The sequence below is a fragment of the Siphonobacter sp. genome (assembly GCF_048595215.1).
Taxonomy (GTDB): domain Bacteria; phylum Bacteroidota; class Bacteroidia; order Cytophagales; family Spirosomataceae; genus Siphonobacter.
Genome location: NZ_JBMDWJ010000192.1, coordinates 1 through 5,594, shown reverse-complemented (window position 1 = coordinate 5,594; position 5,594 = coordinate 1). Strand labels below are relative to the sequence as shown.

Annotated in this window: 3 protein-coding genes; all 3 read right to left on the bottom strand. The window is 47.6% G+C overall.

Annotated elements, in window-relative coordinates:
- The coding region (locus tag ACOJTG_RS11360) for an FG-GAP repeat domain-containing protein (protein ID WP_420153913.1) at positions 1-402 on the bottom strand (402 nt) is incomplete at its 3' end.
- A 122-nt stretch (positions 403-524) separates the two neighbouring features.
- Positions 525-2,126 carry a SusD/RagB family nutrient-binding outer membrane lipoprotein gene (locus tag ACOJTG_RS11355; protein WP_420153912.1) on the bottom strand — a complete coding sequence of 534 codons (1,602 nt, stop codon included), beginning with the start codon at positions 2,124-2,126 and terminating at the stop codon, positions 525-527.
- Positions 2,127-2,134: 8 nt separating this feature from the next.
- Positions 2,135-5,272: a SusC/RagA family TonB-linked outer membrane protein gene (locus ACOJTG_RS11350; RefSeq protein ID WP_420153911.1), complete on the bottom strand. Its 3,138-nt coding sequence runs from the start codon at positions 5,270-5,272 to the stop codon at positions 2,135-2,137.
- Positions 5,273-5,594: the final 322 nt, after the last annotated feature.

Here is a 5,594-nt window from a genome sequence, read left to right as displayed (position 1 = left end):
TCCCATGTAACAAATGAAAATGTCGAGCAGGCCATCGTTGTTGACATCGGCCATACTCACGCCACTGTTCCAGTCATCGGTCCGGCCCTGTACGCCGGCCTCCAGCGTAATATCTTTAAATTTCAAGCCACCCAGATTCAGGTAGAGCTTGTTTTCTTTCAGATTCGAGGTAAAGAATAAATCATCCAGGCCATCATTATTGATGTCGCCCACGGCCACGCCACCGCCACTATAGAAGTATTCATACTCCATAATGTTGTGGGTTTCTGTTTCGATGATTTCATTTTTGAAGGTAATACCCGTTTTTTCGGGGGGAAGTAACTGAAATACAGGTTTCTGTGCCCACGTAACCGAAGCAGTCAGCGTGGCGACCAAAAGATACAAGATACCTTTTTGGATCATGGATAGCAGTACGTTTGAGAAAGTCGGGGTGTATAGAAACGAAAAAACTTCAACGCTGGGTTGAAGTTACTAGTATTCAAAAGAAACGATAAGGAGACTAGCCCCTTATCGTTTTTACGTTACTACTGCTTGTCCCACCAAATCCGGGAAGTCCAAACGTCACCGTTGGGTAAACGGGAAGCGGCTTCTTTGTAGTTGGTCGGGTTCAGAGAACCTTCGCCGGTTGGGTAAAGCTCCCGCCGTGGAATGCTACCACTAGAGAAGTTACCCGTATAGTTTACTGGCGTGAGTTGGGGATATCCCGAACGTCTCCAGTTACTCCAGGCTTCAATGAAGTTTTGCAGAATGCTGGTCGTAGCCCAGTACTGCTCATTAATCTGCTTGAGGGCATTGGCTGCTACTAAGGGGTGAGCCGTAGCGTAGGCATCAGCCGTAGCAGCATCAATAGCCACTGCCGTACCAAATTTCGCTAACGATTGCAGACCCGCAGATACGGCATTTTTGTAGTGCGTAGCTGCCGAACCAGTTACGGTGTAACCCCGCGTGGCCGCTTCGGCCAGCAACAGTTCCGTTTCGGCGTAGGTCAGCACGAATAACGGACCGCTCTGATTACGGAAAACATTCGTAGGCCGGGAATACTTACCCAAGGGCGTAACGTCGTTGCCCGTACCCGTAGCACCGGAGTAATTGGGAGCTTTAGTGATATCCGTAGCACCACCGCTCAAATCGTAGCCATTGGGTAAGCCTAACTGATTGGCTGGCGTATTGTCGCCACCCGTAGCGGTCTGGTTCGCCGCAAGTCCGGCCGCCGGAACTTCCGCAATTTTGCCTAGACGGGGATCCTCATTGCTTTTCAGATAATCAATCATCGTTTTGCTCCAGCGAAGCTGGTACAAATCCGCCGCCGTTGCCAGAGCTGAAGCGTTGGCATTGGTATAACTGTTGGTCAGGTCGGCCATCACGTACGCATCGTCAGCCACGCTGGTAAATACGCCACCAGCGGCCGCCTTTTCAGCGTAAGTCTTAGCCGTGGTTGGGTCTGCTTTTGTTAAACGCATCGCTAGTTTAAGCATCAGCGAATAACCATAGCGTTTCCATTGGCCGATGTTACCCTTGTAGGCAAAGGCATCGTTGGTCGGAGCAGCCTGGTTAGCATTTAGAGCAGTAACGGCCGTTTCCAAACGAGTCAGGAGCGATTTGTAAATGTTTTCCTGCGTATCGTAAGTCGGTTGCGTAATGTTACCCGTTTTTGCCTGCAGAGCCTGCGAGTACGGAATATCACCGAATACATCGGAAGCCGTCGCCAGACTTTGGATTTGCATAATGGTACCAATGTTCTCCAGGTTGGACATGCCCCCCTTTTTCTTAGCCAGTTGCTCCATTTCGTAGGCGAAGCTGGCCGCATTGTATGCATTATTCCAAACCCGGTCTAGGTAAGAAAGGGTATTGTTGGAAAGGACGTACTTGTCGCCGTTCGAGTAGTAGTTGGCTCCGCCCGTGGAAGTAGAAGCATAGGCCTGAATCCACATGCTTTGGAACAAAACCGAGTTATAACCCGAGATAGACTCTACGTATTTCCACTGAGCACTCGGCAGCAGCAAGTTTGCGTTGAAAATAGCTTCAGAAGCCTGGTTAGGGTCGACGTTAAGCTCATCAAAATGCTTGGTACAGGAGAATTGCAAAGACCCTGCTAGTATAGAAAGGAGAATGAGTCTCTTTTTCATTCGAAATCTTATTTAAACTTAATGTTTAAGTTAACGCCATACGTACGAGCCGAGGGAAGGCCGGTACCTTCAATACCGTAGTAATTCAGGTTCGCACCGAAAGAGGATTCTGGATCGATGTTCTTCGCCTTTTTCATGATGTAGAACAGGTTCCGAGCTACGAGTGAAACGTTAACCGCTTTGATCAGAGGTACGCCCGTCAGAAGTTTAGCCGGTAAGTTGTAGCCCAGTGTAATTTGACGAAGCTTGATGAAGTCACCGTCGATTACGCTAGTTTTAGTAATGTTGTTGGCTACACCTTGGTAGTAATTCTGCAGGCTTGTTTTAGCGGTACTGGCTACTCCTTCTGCCGTAACGCCCGTCGTGATGTAATTCGCTTCGCGGCCTACGAGTGTCGCTTGGTTTAAACCGCGGTAGTACGTATAGTACTCGGTAGCCGAGAGAATCTTGTTACCGTAGTTATAATCGATCAGGAACGACAAATTGAAGTTATTGTAAGAGAAGTCGTTATTCCAACCACCGAACAGCGTAGGTAATACCGTACCCCAGTTTTTCAGGTCGCCTTTAACAGGTACACCTGCTGCGTCTACAACGATCTGGCCATCAGCGGCATACTTGTAGTCATACGCACGAATCTGCGGACCCGCTTGACCAACTACGAAGGCTGTGGTAGCATTATCCAGCGTAGCTCGGTTTTTACCAATGATAACGGGGCTATTGCTAGGATCTGTCTTCAGGATCTTGTTCTTAACGGAGGTCAGGTTAACCGAAGTATTCCAGGTAAAGTTGGCTGCTTTAATAGGCGTACCCGTCAACTGCAGTTCTAAACCACGGTTTTGCGTAGAACCCGTACCAACCACACCTGAGGTATAACCCGAGGCAAAGCTATAGTTCGCGTTCATGATTTCGTTTTGCGTCTCCTGCGTGAAATAAGCTGCATCGATACCCAGACGACCCGAGAAGAATTTCAGTTCCAAACCTAACTCTACTTCACTCTTCGTAAAGGGTTTCAGGAATAAGTTAGGTAAACCGGTAGAGAAGTTACCCGTTGCTACGCCATTCAGCGAGTTACCTACACTGTAGTAAACATTAGTCTGATAAGGTTTGGGTTCTCCACTCGTCAACGCGTAGGAGGCCCGCAGTTTACCAAAGCTTAACTTATTCATCTTGAGCAGATCGGTAAAGACGAAAGCTCCCGAAACCGAAGGCGTAAAGATGGACCGGTTGTTCGACGGTAACGAAGAGTACGTATCGTAGCGACCCGTCGTAGTTAAGTTCAGGAAATTCTTAAAGCCCAGGTCAAAGCTGTAGTAAGCAGACTGAACTTCAGAAGCGGTATACTGATACTCCCGGTTGTAGTTCACTACGTTTCTCCAGCTGTACAGGTCACGCAGTACGAAAGGGCTACCATTAATGGTTTGCTTGCTGTACTGGTTCTTACGAATGTTTGCTCCAAGCAGGGCATTCAGGCTAAGATCAGGTGTAATGTTTTTATTTACACCAATTAATCCGTCCACGTTAATTTCCGTGGTACGAGCTACAGACTGTTCATCCAAGAGTCCTTGACCTGCCGGATCTGATTTGATAGAAAAAGCAGTTCCCCAGGGAGTTACTCTGAAAATCTGATCATTGGCATTATCGTAACCCAAGCGTGCCTGAGCATAAATCCAGTCGGCAAACTGATACTTCGTCGACACCATGGAGATCAACCGCTGACGATCTACATTGTTGATGTACTTACTCGTAACAAAGTAGGGGTTCGTCACGTAGGAATCATCACTGAATACGATTTCTTCGCCGGTTGTTGGATTGTAGCCCGGTGCCAGAATACGTTGGTCAATGTTGGTAGCCAGGAACATGCCGTTGTTGGCATTCAGCGGACCGTCACTTAACTGAGGCTTGCCGTGGATCTTTTCGTTAATGTAGTTGGCCAGTACACTTACGCTCAGCTTGCTGGTGATGTTCTGATCAGCCGTTAGGTTGATCGTCTTCCGATTCATACCACTATTGGCTATAACCGCCTGGTTGTCCAGGTTCGAGAGTGAAAGCCGGAACGAACCATTGTCACCGCCTTTGGTTACAGCTACCGTATTGGTAAAGTTCGAACCCGTACGGTAGAAATTCCGGATGTTATTTCGCTGAGCCGAATACGCGTACTGGTTGCCATCAAATTGCGTAATCATGGATCCATCGAGCTTCGCACCCCAGCTTAAACGGGCCGTTTGCTGAGCATCGGCGATAGAACCTGGTTTCAGACCATTTTGTCCCTGACCGTACTGGTACTGGAAGTCCGTCAGGTTCATGGGCTGATCCATGGTGTAATTGAGGTTGTAGTCAATGGAGAAGTCTCCTTTTCTACCTTTTTTCGTCGTAATCAGGATGACCCCATTAGAAGCACGGGTACCGTACAGAGCCGAAGCCGACTGCCCTTTCAAAACGGTCATGTTTTCGATGTCATCTGGGTTGAGGTTACCCAAACCATCGCCTCCATCGGCACCGCCCCATTCACCGGCACTGCCGCGTTGGGTATTATCCATCGGTACGCCGTTGATGACAATAAGTGGAGCACCACCGGAGTTCATACTGGGCATTCCGCGTAAGAGCAGTTTCGAGCTACTACCCGGTCCACCGCTCGTGCCACGAACGCTCAAACCAGCCACCCGGCCCGCCAGCGAGTTACCAATGTTGGTTTCGCGAGCTTTGGTCATTACTTCGGCATTGATCGTTGAAACCGCGTAACCCAGGGTACGGGATTCGCGGGATACGCCGAGAGCCGTAACAACAACCTCTTGTAAATTGCCGTCGTTGGGAGCCAGGCTAACGTTAACTACCGTTTGAGACCCAACCGTGATTTCTTTCTTGTTGTAGCCTACGTAAGAAACAATCAGAACCGCCTGATCATTAGGAACGGAAAGAGTGAATTTACCCTCAGCATCCGTAATTGAACCTTGGGTAGTGCCTTTAATGGCAATGGTAGCCCCGGTGAGAGGAGCACCTTTTTCGTCGGTAACCGTACCCGTAATCTGACGGTCAATGGGTAACGTAAAAGCAGTGGCCCTTCCGTACGTGGGGATCTCGGCACCGGAAATCCATAGCCCCAAGCAGGTAAGTACCAGCAAAGTGGTCTTAGATAAGCTTCTTTTCATAAGCTCGCTGGAAATGAAGTTTAAGTTTAGTACAAGGGTTATAGAGCTAACGGGTATACTGCAAAAGTATCCCGCTGTATAGGGTAGAGGTAACAGAGGTACGTATGGTACTTTATTTGGATAATACTACAGCAATCCTATAGGCAATACCAGTAGTATAGATATTCTCATGTTTATTCTATAAATAGTATAAATGAACTGTAATTCTATCTACTTATTAGTTAAAATTTTGTTTTTACTAACTACCTGTATATTTTATTTTGAATAATAACAATTGGTCCTATTTTTATTTTATACAAATCTATTTCAGATTATTTAAAAT